Here is a 13,773-nt window from a genome sequence, read left to right as displayed (position 1 = left end):
CAGGGCGCGCGATCCGGGGAATTGCCGGAACGGATCGTGAACGGACCCTTTGCGCGCGGGGCGATCTGCGCTAGGATCGCGTCCCATGAGCAGTCATTCCGAAGAAGACGCCTTCGAAGGCGCCGTCTCGCTCTCCGCGCGCGCGATGGCCGCGCGGCCGGCGCCCTATCTCGACGATCTCAACCCCGCGCAGCGGCAGGCGGTGGAGGCGCTCGACGGCCCCGTGCTGATGCTGGCCGGCGCGGGCACGGGCAAGACCAAGGCGCTGACGAGCCGCATCGTGCACCTGCTGGCGCAGGGCCGGGCGCGGCCCGACCAGGTGCTGGCCGTGACCTTCACCAACAAGGCCGCGCGCGAGATGAAGACGCGCATCGGCCGGATGCTGGGCGAGACGGTGGAGGGGATGCCCTGGCTGGGCACGTTCCACGCGATCTGCGTGAAGCTGCTGCGCCGGCACGCGGAACTGGCCGGGCTGAAATCGAACTTCACCATCCTCGACACGGACGACCAGCTGCGCCTGCACAAGCAGCTGATCGTGGCTGCCAACATCGACGAGAAGCGCTGGCCGCCACGGATGCTGTCCGGGATCATCGACGGCTGGAAGAACCGCGCCTGGACGCCGGACAAGGTGCCTGCCGCCGAGGCGGGGGCCTTCGATCACAAGGCGGTCGCCCTCTATGCCGAATACCAGGCGCGGCTGCGGGAGCTGAACGCCGTCGATTTCGGCGATCTGCTCCTGCACATGGTCACGATCTTCCAGACCCGCGAGGACGTGCTGGCGCAGTATCAGGCCCGGTTCCGCTACATCCTCGTGGACGAATACCAGGACACGAACGTGGCGCAGTACCTGTGGCTGCGGCTGCTGGCGGGCAAGGCGCACAACATCTGCTGCGTGGGCGACGACGACCAGTCGATCTATGGCTGGCGCGGCGCCGAGGTGGGCAACATCCTGCGCTTCGAGAAGGATTTTCCGGGCGCCACGGTGGTGCGGCTCGAACAGAACTACCGCTCGACGGGTCATATCCTTGCCGCCGCGTCGGGCGTGATCGCGGCCAACAAGGGGCGGCTTGGCAAGACGCTCTGGACCGCGGGGGAGGAGGGCGAGAAGGTCCGCCTGATCGGGCATTGGGACGGCGAGGAAGAGGCGCGCTGGGTCGGGGAGGAGATCGAGGCGATGCAGGGCGGCACCCGGGGCATGGCGCCCATGTCGCTCGACGACATGGCGATTCTCGTGCGGGCCTCCCACCAGATGCGCGCCTTCGAGGACCGCTTCCTGACCATCGGTCTGCCCTATCGCGTGATCGGCGGCCCGCGGTTCTACGAGCGAATGGAGATCCGCGACGCGATGGCCTATTTCCGCCTCGCGGTCAGCCCCGAGGACGATCTCGCCTTCGAACGGGTGGTGAACACGCCCAAGAGGGGCCTCGGCGACAAGGCGATCCAGACGATCCAGACCACCGCGCGCGCCAATGGCGTGAGCCTTGTGGAGGGCGCGCGGCTCTGCGCGGAGGACGGGCTGGTGAAGGGCAAGGGGGGCGCCGCGCTGGCGCTGCTGGTGAAACAGATCGGGCGCTGGCACGGGCAGGTCCTCGACGAGGCGGACACCCATGTGGAGCTTGCCGAGATGATCCTCGACGAGAGCGGCTACACGTCCCATTGGCAGAACGACAAGACGCCCGAGGCGCCGGGCCGGCTCGAGAACCTCCAGGAACTGGTGAAGGCGCTGGAGGAATTCGAGAACCTTCAGGGGTTTCTCGAGCATGTCGCGCTGATCATGGACAACGGCAGCGAGGCCGAGGGCGCGAAGGTGTCGATCATGACGCTCCATGCCGCCAAGGGCCTCGAGTTTCCCGCCGTGTTCCTGCCGGGCTGGGAGGACGGGCTGTTTCCGTCCCAGCGGTCCATGGACGAGAGCGGTCTCAAGGGCCTCGAGGAGGAGCGGCGGCTGGCCTATGTGGGGATCACCCGCGCCGAGGAGCTGTGCACGATCTCCTTTGCCGCGAACCGCCGGGTCTACGGCCAGTGGCAATCGGCGCTGCCGTCCCGGTTCATCGACGAGCTGCCCGAGGCCCATGTGGAGGTGCTGACGCCGCCCGGCCTTTACGGCGGCGGCTACGGGGCGGCGGGGATGGCGGCGGCTTCTCCGGTGCTGCAGGGGATGGCGGGGTCCGAGCTGCACCATAAGGCGAGCCGGGCCGATGTCTACAACTCGCCGGGCTGGCGGCGGCTGCAGACGCGCAGCCAGGAGCGCGGCATGTCCCAGCCGCGGGAGGCGCGGGCCATGACGATCAATCTCGAGGCGGTCTCGGCCTTCAGCGAGGGAGACCGGGTGTTTCACCAGAAGTTCGGCTACGGGCGCGTGACCGGGATCGAGGGCGACAAGCTCGAGATATCCTTCGAGAAGGCGGGCACGAAGAACGTGGTGGGCCGCTTCGTGGTGCCCGCGGCGCAGGCGGACGACGTGCCCTTCTGAAGCTTGCGGTGCGCCTGCGGCGCGCTGCCCTGAGCCCGGCCCCCGCCTGTGGCGGGGCCCGGGCGGGAGGGGGGCGCTGCCCCCCACCACCGAAAGCCGGGGGCTTTCGGCGGTCCCCCCGGGATATTTCGGGCCAGAAAAATGGAGGACGAGGTCCGGGCCGGTGGCGGCCGGGCAGACGGGCGCGGCGCGCGGTCAGTCGGTGCGGCCGATGGGGCGATCGGGAATCCGACCGTCGCCGAAGGCGTCGTCGGCGTGGAGCGGCTCCTCGCCGTCGGGCAGGCTGCGGGCGCTGTCGTCGATGCGCTCGTCGTCGCGGGTTTCGTCCATCACCGCGTCGGCGGGCTCGAGGCCTGAAATCCAGTCCGCGATCTCGGCATCGGCGCCGAGTTCGTCGAGCCCCAGCGTGTTCTGCAGGAGCCGGTTCACCTCGGCGCGGTCGCCGTCGGTGGCCAGAAGATCCGCCTCGTCGAGTTGCGGCCAGCGGGTCAGGGCCCGCGGCACATGGGCGGTCCAGCGTCTTTCTATGGTGGTCCAGTCCATTCGTCCCTCCCGTGGGTGCGTGTCGGGATGGAACGGAGGCCGGCGCGTCGGGGTTCCGGTCCTCGCCGCGTCAGGCGCGCACCATCACTGTCCGGCCGAGGCGGCGGCGGAAGACGGCGAGCCAGTCGTCGAGGGTCTCGGCGGCCTCGCAGCGGGTGAGCTCGTGGGCATCGGCGAGATAGGTCACCAGCTTTTCGCGATCGCCGCGGAACCGGCGCAGGGCGGCGGCGTCGAGATGGCGAAACTCCTGGGCGAGTTCCTCCGCCACGGAGTGCCAGATTTCCGTTACCTGTTCCCAGGGCATGCTCTCCTCGCCTCCTCTGCTGAAGAGAGAACCTGCGGGCTTGGGTGCCGCAGCGTGAAGCAGCCTAGCAAAAGCGGGCCGTCGATCAAGCGCGGTATGCGAATGGATACGGCAGAAATCTCCTGGGCAGACCAAGGACGGCCCGTGACGGGCCGCCCCTTCGATTATTCCGGATCAGCCTTCCTCGTACCACCACACGTCGGGCTGCCAGTTCGTCCAGTCGCCGAAGAGGGGGATGGTCTCTGGGTAGTGCAGGTTCGCGTCATGGGCGATGCGGCTGATGTTCCACTGGTAGATCGGGATCACGTAGCGGCCCGCCGTGAGCACCCGGTCCAGCGCCTTCGCGGCGGCGTAGAAGTCCTCGGTCTCGGCGGAGGTCAGCAGCCGGTCGACGAGACCGTCGACGGCGGCGCTTTCCACGCCCATCAGGTTGCGCCCGCCGGGGACCTGGGCCTGGGCGGAGCCCCAGTAGAGGTACTGTTCCGTGCCCGGGCTGAGCGAGAGGGCGCGGCGGAACCATGTCATGTCGAAGTCGTAGGCGTCGGTGCGTTCCTTGTACTGGGCGCTGTCGACGAGCTGGACCGTGGGAAAGATCCCCACCCGCGCCAGGGTCTGGACATACATGTCGATGATCGCCTGGTTCTCGGAGCTGCCGGTCTCGAGCAGGATCTCGAAGGTGAAATCCTCGCCCTCGGCATTCCTGAGCACGCCGTTCTCGACGGTCCAGCCGGCGGCCTCGAAGAGGTCGAGGGCGGCGGCGATGTTGGCGCGGTTGCGCTCGCTGCCGTCGCCCACCGGCAGGGCATAGCCCTCGATCGCGCCCGGGGGCAGGTCGTCGTACGCCTCGAGGAATTCGAGCACGCGGCCCGTGGCGGGGGTGCCGGGCTCCATCCCGAGGGGAGAGTTCGAGAAGTAGGAGGTGATGCGGGGCTGGGCGCCGCCGGTCATGGTCTCGTTGATGAACTCGAAGTTGAAGGCATGGATCATCGCGTCGCGCACCCGCCAGTCGGCGAAGAGCGGATTGCGCGTGTTCATCACGAAGCCGGTCATGCCGGAGGGGCGGGCATGGGGGATGATCGACTTGACGATCTCGCCCTGCTGGACGGCGGGGAAGTCGTACTGGCTGTCCCAGCGGCCCACGTTGAACTCGCGCTGGGTGGTGACGATGCCGGCCTTGAAGGCCTCGAAGGCGGCGGTCTCGTCGCCGAAGAATTCGAGCCGGTATTCGTCGATGTTGTAGGTACCGGCGCGGAACGGCACGATGCCCCAGCCCCAGTAGTCCGGGTCCCGCCGGAAGGACACGTAGCGGCCGAGTTCGTAGTCGCCGATCACGTAGGGCGCGGAGCCGATTGGCACGAGGCTGTCGCCTTCCTCGGCGAAGTCGATCCCCTCCCACTGGGCCTTCTTCAGGATCGGGCGCATGCCTGCGATCAGCGCAAGCTCGCGGTTGTCGGTGTTGAAGGTGATGCGGACGGCGCGGGGCCCGGTCTGCTCGATGCGCTCGATCGCGGTCCAGAGCGAGGCGTAGCGGGGATTGCCCTCGGTGCCCAGGGTCTCGAAGGACCAGATCACGTCCTCGACCGTCACCGGGTCGCCGTCGGAGAATCGCGCCTCGGGGCGGAGGGTGAACTCCACCCATTCGCGATTCGGGCCGGTCTCGACGGTTTCCGCGAGAAGCCCGTAGAGCGTGAAGGGCTCGTCGAGCGAGCGTGCCATCAGGGTCTCGTTGAGGTGAAAGCGGATCTGCCAGGGCACGTTTCCCTTGCGGATGTAGGGATTGAGCGAATCGAAGGTGCCCACATTGGCCTCCACGATGCGGCCGCCGACGGGGGCATCCGGGTTCACATAGGGCATGGCCTCAAAATCTGGGGGGAGGGCGGGCTCGCCGTACATAGCTATGCCGTGGGCGGGCTCCGCCACGGCCTGGGCGCCGAGCAAGGTGGCGAGCGCGAGGGTGGCGGCGCCGGCAAGGCGCGGGATCGGTTTCATGGTCATCGGCTCGGGTCTCCCCCTGCTGCTCTGGCTGTTTTGTCGGGAGCCTAAGGGTGTCCGCCCGCCTTATCAAACTTTTAGCTTGGCCTCGGGCGCCGGATTGCTTATACAGGCGGTACTGCTCGATAGGTTTCTTGCCTGTATGAAACCTGCCTCAATAACTTAACGCCCGCCTTGTGCGGGCGTTTTTTTTGGTCGGGCGGGCGGCGAGGTTATGTTGGACGCATCACGGCCCGGCCGGTGCCGCGTCGGGCGCGGGCGCGTCGCGCCGGGCGTTCGGCCCTTCATTTCGCGGACGCAGCATCTATGCTGCGCGGGAAACGGGGACCAAAGGACACGCGACATGAACCTCAAGGGAAAGACCGCCGTCATCACCGGATCGAATTCGGGGATCGGCCTCGGGATCGCACGGGCCCTGGCCGGGGCGGGGGCCGACGTGGTGCTGAACTCGTATACCGACCGCGACGAGGATCACGCCCTCGCCCGCGAGCTGGGGGCGGAGTTCGGCGTCGCCGTCCGCTACATCCGCGCAGATCTCTCGAAGGGCGCCGAGGCGCGCGGGCTGATCGAGGAGGCGGGCGCCTGCGACATCCTCGTGAACAACGCAGGCATCCAGCAGGTGGCGCCGATCCCCGAGTTTCCGGTGGAGAAATGGGACGCGATCCTCGCGATCATGCTGAGCTCGGTGTTCCATACCACCGCCGTGGCCCTGCCGATGATGCGCGCGGCGGGCTGGGGGCGGATCATCAACGTCTCCTCGGCGCACGGGCTCCGGGCCTCGCCCTACAAATCGGCCTATGTGGCGGCCAAGCATGGCGTGGTGGGGCTCACCAAGGTGACCGCGCTCGAGACGGCGGAGGAGCCGATCACCTGCAACGCGCTCTGCCCCGGATACGTGCTGACGCCGCTGGTGGAGGCGCAGATCCCCGACACGATGGCGCAGTACGGGCTCGACCGGGAGCAGGCGATCCGGCAGGTGATCCTCGAGCGGCAGCCGTCGAAGGACTTCGCCACGCTCGAGCAGCTGGGCGGCACCGCGGTGTTCCTGTGTTCGGACCATGCCGCGCAGATCACCGGCACGACGCTGTCCATGGACGGCGGCTGGACCGCGAAGTGACATGAAGGACGCGGGCACCGGGACCAAGCGGATCAACCTCGCGCTTCAGGGCGGAGGCGCCCACGGCGCCTTTACCTGGGGCGTGCTCGACCGGCTTCTGGAAGAGGAGCGGCTGGAGATCGCGGCGATATCCGGCACCTCGGCCGGGGCGCTGAACGCCGCGGCGCTCAAGGCCGGCATGATTCACGGCGGCCGCGAGGGCGCGAAGGCCGAGCTGGACTGGCTCTGGAGCCAGGTGGGCGCAGTGAACGATCCCGCCCTCTCGGACTGGCTCGCCGCCCTGGGACCTTCGGCGCCGGCCATGGCCAAGGCGCTGGAATACAGCCCCGGCTGGCAGGTGGCCGACGGGATCATGCGGATGATGTCGCCCTATGCCTACGGGCCACTCGTGCGCAATCCGCTGGAGCGGATCGTGGAGCGGTTCGACTACGACGCCGTCTGCGGCGCGGGGGGGCCGGAGCTGCATGTCTGCGCCACCAACGTGCGCTCGGGCAAGGTTCGGGTCTTCACGGGAGCGGAAATCTCGACGCCCGCGATTCTCGCCTCGGCCTGCCTGCCCACCCTGTTCCAGGCGGTGGAGATCGACGGCGAGGCCTACTGGGACGGCGGTTACACCGGCAATCCCGCGCTCTTTCCGCTCTACGCGCCGCATCTGCCCGACGACCTGCTGGTGGTGAACATCAACCCGCTCTACCGCGAGGCGCTGCCGCGGGACCCGCAGGCGATCCAGAACCGGATCAACGAGATCAGCTTCAACTCCTCGCTGCTGCGCGACCTGCGCGCGATCAATTTCGTGAAGCGGCTGATCGCGGGAGGGCGGATGCCCGAAGGCGCGATGAAGGACGTTCTGGTGCACATGATTGCCGACGACGGGCTGATGAACCGGCTCAGCGTGGCGACGAAGATCGTGCCGAACCCGGTGGTGCTCGCCCGCCTCAAGGCGGCGGGGCGCGCGGGGGCGGCGGCGTTCCTCGAGACCCACTGGGATGACATCGGGGCGCGGGGAACGGTCGATCTTCAGGCGATGTTCGGCTGAAGCGGCGGCGCGCCGGGTGCGGACCGGGCGCCCGAAGGGAGTATTTCCGGCCAGATGAGGAAGGGGCGTGCCGCGGCAGGTCAGAGCGCGAGCACGAGGCCGGCGGCGAGGGCCGGCATGGTGACGCCGATCCCGGCGTCGCGGAGCCCCCTGGCGCGGGGGGAGGTCATGACCGGCGCGAGGAGCCGCGCGCCGTGGCCTGTACCGACGAAGAAGAGCGCCGGGGCCAGGGCCGCGCCGGCGCCGAAGGCGGTGCGTTCTGCGCCGGTTGCGAGGGCCGTGGCGAGGGTGCCGATCAGCCCCATCGTGTAGAGATAGACATGGGGATTGAGCGAGGACAGCGCCGCTTGCGTAGTGCCCGCGGTGCGCCGCGCTCAGCCGCAGGACACCGTGGGCCGCAAGAAGCGCCGCGCCGCCGAGGTGAGGATCGCGGACGGGCAGGGCCGCGGCCAGCGCGCCGAAGCCGGCCACCCCCGCGGCGCTCAGCAGCGCGTCAAAGAGCGTGCAGAAGAGGCAGAGCTGCCAGTCATGGGCGCCGGTCCTCCCCCGGCGCAGCAGGACGGCGTTCTGCGGCCCGAAGGCGACGATGAGCGACAGGCCGGTCAGGAACCCGGCAAGGCCCGCGGCGGTCGTCGGGCTCAGGCGTCCTCGTTCTCGCGCCGGTGGGCCTCACGGGCCTTGTGGGCGAGACGCTCGGCCTCGTGTTCGAGCACCTCGGGCATGGTGTCCTTTTCGCCGGGATGGACGAGACCGGCGGAGATCACCAGCTTGGCGGCGTCCTCGATCGTCATGTCGAGCTCGATCACGTCCTCCTTGGGGAAGAACAGCAGGAAGCCCGAGGTCGGGTTCGGCGTCGTGGGCACGAAGACCGACAGCATGTCCGCGCCGTGTCCCTTTTCGCGGACCTCTCCGCGGGTCTGCGTGGAGATGAAGCCCACGGCCCAGATGCCCTTGCGCGGATACTCGACAAGGCAGGCCTTCTCGAAGCTGGTTTCGGTCTGGGCGAAGATCGTTTCGGCGATCTGCTTCACCCCGTTGTAGACCGAGCGGACCACCGGAAGGCGGCCCACGAGGTTCTCGCCCACGGCGATGAAGCTGCGGCCGATGATGCCCTTGGCGACCCAGCCCACGAGCACGGTGAAGACGAGAAAGACCACCACGCCGAGACCGCGGACATTGACCTCGATCCGGTCCTCGCCCTCGAGCCCGAGAATCCGGTTCAGGAGGTTGTTCGGCAGGTAGGGCTCGGGGATGAAGGGCCAGACGAAGCCGTCGACCCAGCCCACCACGGTCCAGATCAGCCAGACCGTGAGACCCACGGGCGCGATCACCACGATGCCCGTCAGGAACGAGTTGCGCAGACCCGCCAGGACACGCGCGAACAGGCGCAGGCGCGTGCGGCCCTGGGGGAGTTCGGGGGAGGGCGTGGTCAAGGCCGGGGCATCACATGCAGCTCGTTTCGGGGTATCTATGACGGGGTCGGGGCCGGCACAACGGCGCGGGCGCCGATTATGGCTCCGCCGCGGAAGACGCGCCCAATTCCCGGGCGATCGCCGCGGCGAGGCGCGCATTGTTCAGCACCAGGGCGATGTTGGCGGTCAGCGACCGCCCGTCCGTCATGTGGAAGATGCGGTCGAGCAGGAAGGGGGTCACGGCCTTGGCGGCGATGCCCCGCGCTTCTGCCTCGGCGAGGGCCATGGTGATCGCGGGCGCGAGGTCGTCTGAGGGGATCTCGTCGGCCTCGGGGATCGGGTTCGTCACGAGCTGCCCGCCGGGCAGGCCGAGCGTGGCGCGCATCGCATGGGCGCGAGCGATCTCCGCCGGGTCGTCCATCCGCAGCGGCGCGGGAAGGCCGCTGTCGCGGGACCAGAAGGCGGGCAGACGGTCCGAGCGGTAGGCGATCACCGGCACGCCGAGCGTTTCCAGCACCTCGTAGGTCTTGGGCAGGTCGAGGATGGCCTTGGCGCCGGCGGCCACCACGGTCACCGGGGTCTGCGCCAGTTCCTGAAGGTCGGCGGAGATGTCGAAGCTCGTCTCCGCGCCCCGGTGGACCCCGCCGATGCCCCCCGTGGCGAAGACGGCGATGCCCGCCGCACGGGCCGCGATCATCGTGGCGGAGACGGTGGTCGCGCCGCTGCCGCCGCGGGCGAGGCAGGCGGCGAAGTCGGCGCGGCTGAGCTTGGCCACGTCCGTCGAGCGGGCGAAGCCTTCCAGCGTCTCGGCGTCGAGACCGACCCGGATGCGGCCCTCGATCACCGCCATGGTCGCGGGCACGGCACCCGCGGCGCGGACCGCGTCCTCGGCGGCGCGGGCGGTCTCGAGGTTCTGCGGCCAGGGCATTCCGTGGGTGATGATCGTGCTTTCGAGCGCCACGAGCGGCGCGCCCTCCGCCAGGGCGCGGGCGACCTCGGGGCTGGGCGTGAGGGGCAGGGTCATGGATCGCGGTCTCCGGAGACATGGGCGGCGGCGGCGAGGAGGGCGGCCTCGAGGGAGGCGGCCGGGTCCGCGCCCGCCAGGTCGGCGACGACATGGGCGGCCATGAAGGTGTCGCCCGCGCCGGTGACGCGTGCGACGAGCACCTCGGGCGGGGTCCGCTCGAGGCAGAGCCCCGGCGTGGCGAGGGCCGCCGGGCGGCCGCCGTCGGTCACGAGGACCCGCGCGACGCCGCGCGCGACAAGCGCCCGGGCGGCCTCTGCGGCGGTGTCGAAGGGGGTCAGGGCGAGAGAGCCGGCCTCTTCGAGGTTGACGTAGAGCGTGGCCGAGGGATGGCCCATGAGCGCCTGGAGCCGCGTGGCCTTGCCCGGGGAAGCGGGGGCCACGCGCAGGTCCGCGCGGGCGAAGAGCGGAGAGGCCGCGATCTCGCGCAGGAGCGCCTCCGTGAGGTTGCCGTCGAGGACAACCGGCCCCGCCCAGGGGGCCTCGGGCGTGCCGAGGCGGCCGTCCGAGAGCGGCGCGAGGATGCGGGCCCCGGCCCGCTCGAGCGAATGGGCGTCGGCAATGGCGGCCACGAGGCCGCCCGCCCCCTCGATCGCCATGTAGGCGTCGGTCGGCAGGTCATCGGAGCGGTAGATGAAGCCGGTCTCGATGCCGAGCGCGCCGGCCTCCTGCATGAGCTCGTCCCCCGCCGCGTCGCGGCCGAGGACCGAGAGGAGCGCGGGGCTCAGGCCGAGTCGGGCCAGGGTCATCGCCACGTTGAGCGCGACGCCGCCAGGCAGGCGGACGATGCGGCCAGGGACGTCGGAGCCGATCCGCATGGAGGCGGGCGAGCGGCCGATCACGTCCCAGAGCACGGAGCCGATGCAGAGGATGTCGGGGGCGGAGCGGGTCATGGCGCCTCTTGCCGCGCCGCGCGGGGGGCGTCAATCGCCCCCGGGAGGGGGTGTCGCCGCGCTGGCGCGCGGCGATCCGGAGGCTCTGCCCCCGTCGCCCGTCCCGGGCGTCTCCCCGGCCAGAAAAGACAGCCGGGGGCGGAGCTGCAGGGGTGGCGGGGGTGCTTGACGGGTGGCGGCAGGATGGCGAGGCTTGGCGCGGGGGAGGAGCGGGTGATGAGCGATGCGATGACGGGTGCCGTTCCGCCGCCGGCCTCGCCGCGGCCCGAGGTCCGGCGGGTGACCCTGGCGGACCTGAGGGACTGCCTGGCGCGGGGGGTGGCGGATTTCCGCGCCGCGCCGGCCTTCGGCGTCTTCTTCTCGGCGGTCTATGTGCTGGGCGGGTTCCTGATGGTCTGGCTCGGCGCAGGGCATGTGACCTGGACGCTGGCGACGTCGCTGGGATTTCCGCTGGCCGCGCCCTTCGCGGCGGTCGGGCTCTACGAGGTGTCGCGGCGGCTGGAGGCGGGGGAGCGGCTCGACTGGGGCGGGGTCCTCGGTGTGGTCTGGGCCGAACGCGGGCGGCAGATCCCCTGGATGGGCGCGATCATCGTGATCTATTTCCTGTTCTGGACCTTTCTCGCGCACATGATCTTCGCGCTCTTCATGGGGCTGTCGGTGATGACCAACGTCAGCGAGAGCTGGGAGGCGTTCCTGACGCCGCGGGGGCTTGCGATGATCGCGGTGGAGGTGGCCGTGGGCGGGGTGCTGGCGTTCCTGCTCTTCTCCCTGACCGTGGTCAGCCTGCCGCTGCTGCTGGACAGGGAGGTGGATTTCGTCACGGCGATGATCCTGAGCGTGCAGACCGTGAAGGCGAATGCCGTGGTGCTGGGCGCCTGGGCCGCGCTGATCGCGCTGGCGACGCTGCTGGCGCTGCTGCCCTGGTTCCTGGGCCTCGTGGTCGTGCTGCCGGTCTTCGGCCATGCGACCTGGCATCTCTATCGCAGGGCGCTGGCCACCCCGGTTCCGTCCTGAGGCCGCGGCAGCCGGCCCGCGGGACCCCGAAACGCAGGAAGGCCCCGCCGAGGCGGGGCCCGATCGGCGCGCCCGGAGGCGCGGGTCAGAGGATCACGACTTGTCCTGGGAGGCGGCCGGCTGGGGCGCCTTCGGCTTTGCACTGCCGCTCGTGGAGAGCGGATCGTCCTGGCGCTGGACCGATCCCTCGAAATGGGCGCCGGACTCGATGGCGATGGTCTTGTGGATGATGTCGCCCTCGACCCGCGCGGTGGAGGTCAGGCGGACCTTTAGGCCGCGGACCCGGCCAACGATGCGGCCGTTGATCACCACGTCGTCGGCGATGCATTCGCCGCGCACGGTGGCGCCCTCGCCGATGGTCAGGAGATGCGCGCGGATGTCGCCGTCGACCTGGCCCTCGATCTGGATGTCGCCCGATGTCTTGAGATTGCCGGTCACGGTGAGGTCGGCCGACAGGATCGAGGCGGGGGGTTTTGCCTTGGGGGCGGTGGGCTTGTAGTCCGAGGAGGCCGGCACGGCGGGCTTACCCTGGTCCGATGCGGTGGTCTCGCCGGCCTTGGGGCCCGGCTCGTTGATCTTGCTCTTAGAAAACATCCTGTCCGGCCCGTATATAGATCATGGGGTTCACAGGCCGACCGCCGACACGCACTTCGTAGTGGAGATGAGGGCCGGTCGACCGTCCGGAGTTGCCCATATCACCGATCCGCTGTCCGCGCGAGACCCTTTCGCCCACGCTGACGCGAATCTGGTTGAGATGGGCATAGCGCGTCTCGATGCCGAACTCGTGCTGGATCTTGATGAGGCGGCCGTAGCCCGAGGCCCAGCCGGCCTCGATGACGACCCCGTCGGCGGTGGCGTAGATCGGCGTGCCGATGGGGGCCGCGAAATCGGTTCCGTTGTGCATCCTGCCCCAGCGCATCCCGAAGCCCGAGGTGTAGCGGAAGCTGTCGCGCACCGGCATGGCGAAGGGCGCGCGTTCGGCCGCGATGCGGTAGAGGTTGATGCGGTCGAGTCCGTCGAGGATCTCGTTGGCGCGGGCCGCGTCCGCATCGGGCGCGCCGCGGGTGGAGAAGCTGAGCGGGGTCAGCGGACCGCCGGTGCCGGAATAGCCGCGGCGCACGGCCGTGAGCAGGGTGTCGGGGTTCAGCCCGGCCTCGCGGAACATGCGGTCGAGCGGTTCCACCGAGATGGTCATGGCCTCTTCGAGCTGGCGGAAGATCTCGTCGTTCTTGTCGCGCAGGAGGCGGAGCTCCAGTTCGGCCTCGGCGGCGAGTTCCAGGGCCTCCGCCGCGTCGGCGGCGATCGTGTCGCGGGCCTCGGCGGTTTCGGACAGGGCGGCGGCGACGAGATCGAGCATGCCGGTCATGTCGTCGCCCGGAAGTCCGGTGCCGCCCTCTTCGAGCCGGGCGGCGAGGAGAACGGCCTCGCCCCGTGCGGCATCCCGCTCGCGGCGCATCTCCATCAGCTTGGTCTGCATCACGTCGATGCCGGTGCGCAGTTCGTGGGCGCGGGTCTCGGCCTCGAGGAGTTCGGTCTGCATGACGCTGACCTGATCGAGGGTGGTGGCGAAGCGCTGCTGCGCGGCCAGCGCCTCTTCGGCGCGGGCGTCCCGTTCGGCGGAGAGCGCGTTGAGCCGATCCTCGTAGATCATCTGGTCGCGAAGCGCCTGGGCGCGATAGCTGCCGGCCCCGATGCTGTCCATCAGCAGCACGGCGGTGGCGACGATCGTCCATCCGACCACCAGCGTCGCCCCGAGCCAGGCCACGGCCTGCGTCTCCGATTTCAGGCGGATGAAACGGGTTTCGGTATCCGACCGGATGAAGAGCCGCTTTTCCGGAAACCGGCGTTCGAGCGCGGAATGCACTCCCTGCATCATTCGAGATCTCAAGGTCTCAATTCCTGTCCCTACTCCTCGCACGGACAGCCTGCCCCCACCCGCGCAGGTCGGGTCTAGACGGGGGTCCC

The 13,773-nt window shown here is 69.7% G+C and carries 13 protein-coding genes; 4 read left to right on the top strand and 9 right to left on the bottom strand.

Annotated features, from left to right (window positions below):
- Positions 1-85: 85 nt before the first annotated feature.
- Complete coding sequence (locus tag EAT49_RS01845) at positions 86-2,473, top strand: ATP-dependent helicase (protein ID WP_123640568.1); 2,388 nt, start codon at positions 86-88, stop codon at positions 2,471-2,473.
- Between the two features lie 195 nt (positions 2,474-2,668).
- Here EAT49_RS01845 and EAT49_RS01840 read toward each other — a convergent pair whose 3' ends face one another.
- From EAT49_RS01840 to EAT49_RS01830, 3 genes are all read right to left on the bottom strand, one after another.
- On the bottom strand, positions 2,669-3,016 hold the full coding sequence (locus EAT49_RS01840; protein WP_123640567.1) for a hypothetical protein: 348 nt from the start codon (positions 3,014-3,016) through the stop codon (positions 2,669-2,671).
- 70 nt (positions 3,017-3,086) lie between these two features.
- The gene (locus tag EAT49_RS01835; protein WP_123640566.1) at positions 3,087-3,320 is read right to left on the bottom strand and encodes a hypothetical protein; all 234 of its coding nucleotides are present in this window, start codon (positions 3,318-3,320) and stop codon (positions 3,087-3,089) included.
- Positions 3,321-3,494: 174 nt separating this feature from the next.
- Positions 3,495-5,315 carry an extracellular solute-binding protein gene (locus EAT49_RS01830; RefSeq protein WP_425459506.1) on the bottom strand — a complete coding sequence of 607 codons (1,821 nt, stop codon included), beginning with the start codon at positions 5,313-5,315 and terminating at the stop codon, positions 3,495-3,497.
- A 340-nt stretch (positions 5,316-5,655) separates the two neighbouring features.
- On the opposite strand from EAT49_RS01830, the gene EAT49_RS01825 reads away from it, so the two are divergent.
- Both EAT49_RS01825 and EAT49_RS01820 read left to right on the top strand, forming a co-directional pair.
- Positions 5,656-6,429, top strand: a complete 774-nt coding sequence (locus EAT49_RS01825) for a 3-hydroxybutyrate dehydrogenase (protein WP_123640565.1) — start codon at positions 5,656-5,658, stop codon at positions 6,427-6,429.
- A 1-nt stretch (position 6,430) separates the two neighbouring features.
- Positions 6,431-7,465: a patatin-like phospholipase family protein gene (locus EAT49_RS01820; RefSeq protein ID WP_123640564.1), complete on the top strand. Its 1,035-nt coding sequence runs from the start codon at positions 6,431-6,433 to the stop codon at positions 7,463-7,465.
- 80 nt (positions 7,466-7,545) lie between these two features.
- On the opposite strand, the gene EAT49_RS21765 is transcribed toward EAT49_RS01820, so the two are convergent.
- From EAT49_RS21765 to EAT49_RS01800, 4 genes are all read right to left on the bottom strand, one after another.
- Complete coding sequence (locus tag EAT49_RS21765; protein WP_342773814.1) at positions 7,546-7,770, bottom strand: hypothetical protein; 225 nt, start codon at positions 7,768-7,770, stop codon at positions 7,546-7,548.
- Between the two features lie 333 nt (positions 7,771-8,103).
- On the bottom strand, positions 8,104-8,898 hold the full coding sequence (locus tag EAT49_RS01810; protein ID WP_246003722.1) for a DUF502 domain-containing protein: 795 nt from the start codon (positions 8,896-8,898) through the stop codon (positions 8,104-8,106).
- A gap of 76 nt (positions 8,899-8,974) precedes the next feature.
- Complete coding sequence (locus EAT49_RS01805; RefSeq protein ID WP_123640562.1) at positions 8,975-9,901, bottom strand: pseudouridine-5'-phosphate glycosidase; 927 nt, start codon at positions 9,899-9,901, stop codon at positions 8,975-8,977.
- Positions 9,898-10,794: a PfkB family carbohydrate kinase gene (locus EAT49_RS01800; RefSeq protein ID WP_123640561.1), complete on the bottom strand. Its 897-nt coding sequence runs from the start codon at positions 10,792-10,794 to the stop codon at positions 9,898-9,900. The genes EAT49_RS01805 and EAT49_RS01800 overlap by 4 nt, the downstream gene beginning before the upstream one ends.
- A gap of 216 nt (positions 10,795-11,010) precedes the next feature.
- On the opposite strand from EAT49_RS01800, the gene EAT49_RS01795 reads away from it, so the two are divergent.
- On the top strand, positions 11,011-11,808 hold the full coding sequence (locus EAT49_RS01795; RefSeq protein ID WP_246003721.1) for a DUF2189 domain-containing protein: 798 nt from the start codon (positions 11,011-11,013) through the stop codon (positions 11,806-11,808).
- Between the two features lie 93 nt (positions 11,809-11,901).
- Here EAT49_RS01795 and EAT49_RS01790 read toward each other — a convergent pair whose 3' ends face one another.
- Both EAT49_RS01790 and EAT49_RS01785 read right to left on the bottom strand, forming a co-directional pair.
- Positions 11,902-12,402, bottom strand: a complete 501-nt coding sequence (locus EAT49_RS01790) for a bactofilin family protein (RefSeq protein WP_123640560.1) — start codon at positions 12,400-12,402, stop codon at positions 11,902-11,904.
- The gene (locus tag EAT49_RS01785; RefSeq protein WP_123640808.1) at positions 12,392-13,681 is read right to left on the bottom strand and encodes a M23 family metallopeptidase; all 1,290 of its coding nucleotides are present in this window, start codon (positions 13,679-13,681) and stop codon (positions 12,392-12,394) included. The genes EAT49_RS01790 and EAT49_RS01785 overlap by 11 nt, the downstream gene beginning before the upstream one ends.
- Between the last annotated feature and the right edge of the window lie 92 nt (positions 13,682-13,773).

The sequence above is a fragment of the Histidinibacterium lentulum genome (assembly GCF_003789055.1).
GTDB lineage: Bacteria > Pseudomonadota > Alphaproteobacteria > Rhodobacterales > Rhodobacteraceae > Oceanicola > Oceanicola lentulus.
Note: the sequence above shows the minus strand (reverse complement) of the source record. Positions and strands in the feature narration are given on the sequence as shown.

Bases quoted from the DNA above. Each gene is read 5' to 3' on its own strand.
- EAT49_RS01805 (WP_123640562.1), bottom strand. From the start codon at position 9,901: ATGACCCTGCCCCTCACGCCCAGCCCCGAGGTCGCCCGCGCCCTGGCG.
- EAT49_RS01825 (WP_123640565.1), top strand. From the start codon at position 5,656: ATGAACCTCAAGGGAAAGACCGCCGTCATCACCGGATCGAATTCGGGG.
- EAT49_RS01800 (WP_123640561.1), bottom strand. From the start codon at position 10,794: ATGACCCGCTCCGCCCCCGACATCCTCTGCATCGGCTCCGTGCTCTGG.
- EAT49_RS01790 (WP_123640560.1), bottom strand. From the start codon at position 12,402: ATGTTTTCTAAGAGCAAGATCAACGAGCCGGGCCCCAAGGCCGGCGAG.
- EAT49_RS21765 (WP_342773814.1), bottom strand. From the start codon at position 7,770: ATGGGGCTGATCGGCACCCTCGCCACGGCCCTCGCAACCGGCGCAGAA.
- EAT49_RS01845 (WP_123640568.1), top strand. From the start codon at position 86: ATGAGCAGTCATTCCGAAGAAGACGCCTTCGAAGGCGCCGTCTCGCTC.
- EAT49_RS01795 (WP_246003721.1), top strand. From the start codon at position 11,011: ATGAGCGATGCGATGACGGGTGCCGTTCCGCCGCCGGCCTCGCCGCGG.
- EAT49_RS01820 (WP_123640564.1), top strand. From the start codon at position 6,431: ATGAAGGACGCGGGCACCGGGACCAAGCGGATCAACCTCGCGCTTCAG.
- EAT49_RS01785 (WP_123640808.1), bottom strand. From the start codon at position 13,681: ATGCAGGGAGTGCATTCCGCGCTCGAACGCCGGTTTCCGGAAAAGCGG.
- EAT49_RS01840 (WP_123640567.1), bottom strand. From the start codon at position 3,016: ATGGACTGGACCACCATAGAAAGACGCTGGACCGCCCATGTGCCGCGG.
- EAT49_RS01830 (WP_425459506.1), bottom strand. From the start codon at position 5,315: ATGACCATGAAACCGATCCCGCGCCTTGCCGGCGCCGCCACCCTCGCG.
- EAT49_RS01835 (WP_123640566.1), bottom strand. From the start codon at position 3,320: ATGCCCTGGGAACAGGTAACGGAAATCTGGCACTCCGTGGCGGAGGAA.